At 38.4% G+C, this 1,541-nt stretch carries 1 protein-coding gene; it reads right to left on the bottom strand.

The features are described from left to right. Window positions 1–158: 158 nt before the first annotated feature. Window positions 159–1,541, bottom strand: a 1,383-nt coding sequence (locus tag ADIAL_RS02095; RefSeq protein ID WP_034299501.1) for an IS1182 family transposase, incomplete at its 5' end; no start/stop codon positions are given.

Raw genomic sequence — 1,541 nt, 5'->3', positions numbered from 1 at the left:
GTCCCAGCCCCTTTTTTTGCGTTTGAATCCGGCACCCTGTGAAGGTTGTCTGGCAGACTGGTAAAAAAGGGGCTGGGACAAAAGTCTCAACCGGAGTAAAATAAAGTTAAACCGAGTAGAATTGTACTTATGTACAAACCTACTCGGTTTTTTCTTTTTTATCGTTCATTAACTTTGCTTCTTTTATTGTATTTTTTTAGATTATTTGCCATAAAGATCAAGTTGGTTTCCGTTTCCACTTTTGATTTTCCACGTACTGAAAATCGAGTGAAACCTAAATTGGCCTTCACCTGACCAAAAGTTGGCTCGACATCGATTTTTCGCTGTCCATACAATTTAGCCCCTTTTTCAGATGAAAGCTTTTCTTTGATTTTAAGTTTTTGTTCTTCGTACGCGTAATTAATCCACAAGGTTTTCTTACCATTTCGATAGGTTGGATCAGTCGAATGGTACACATGAGAAAACTTGATATAGCCAGTACTCGTTTTTTGGCGCCGAATATAGCCGTGTGCGTACAACGTTCCATCAGGATGAGTATACGTATCTTGTTCTTCATCATATGTCCAGTTTTCGAGGTTCTTATCTGATTTCTTGTATTTTTTCTTCTGTTCTTTTTCATACATTCCGTACTTGACCAATCCAGTCCAGGGGGACTGGTCTAAAAAGTCCAGATTCTCTTGGCTTCCATATCCTGCGTCTGCGACGATATAATCAGAAGGTTTAATCACTTCTGGAAGAGAATCTAAAAAAGGAATGAGTGTTTTAGTATCGGTTGGATTGGGATAAATTTGAGTATGCAAAACAAACTGGTTTTCTGTTGCGATTTGGATATTGTAACCCGGTTTGAGCTGTCCATTCATCATATGATCATCTTTCATGCGCATGAACGTCGCGTCTTTATCCGTTTTCGAAAAGCTATTTCGGTCGTCAAAGGTTTCATAATAGTTTTCATACTTTTGTTCCCTAGGTATAAAATCATTTTTGAGACGATTTCTGTGCTTTTTCAAGGACCGTCTTTTCTTCTTTAATCGACTGAGTGTTTCTTTTTCATTGGCAGAGGTTAGATCATCTTCTACATTCTGAAGTTCTTCTTCTAATAAATGTTGGAGTTCTGTGATTTCTTCTTTTGAAAATTCTTGGTTAGTATCTCTTTCGACCGCTTGGTCGATAAGGGGGGCGATTTCTTGGTTGTAATACTCTAGTTCTTTCTGCTTAAGTCTCGGATAGAATCGGTCTACAGCTTTTTTCCATACAAACGTATATTTGTTTGCGTTCGCTTCAATCTTTGTTCCGTCAATAAATAACGACTGTCCTTCGATCAGCTTTTCCTGCTTTAGTCGAATAGAGAACGTGCAATATAACTCTCGAGTAATTCCTTTGATTGACTCGGACGCTCTAAACCGGTTAATTGTACGATACGTGATAACTGTTTGACCCGTTAACCAATGCATGGCTAGGTTTTCTTGCATCATCTTTTCTATTTTCCGCCCTGAAAAGATGCCTTCTGAATAGGCAAACAAAAGGGCTTTAAGCAATAGTTT

Source organism: Alkalibacterium sp. AK22 (assembly GCF_000585255.1).
GTDB lineage: Bacteria > Bacillota > Bacilli > Lactobacillales > Carnobacteriaceae_A > Alkalibacterium.
The sequence above is the reverse complement of the archived record's forward strand: the minus strand, read 5'-3'. Positions and strand labels throughout refer to the sequence as shown.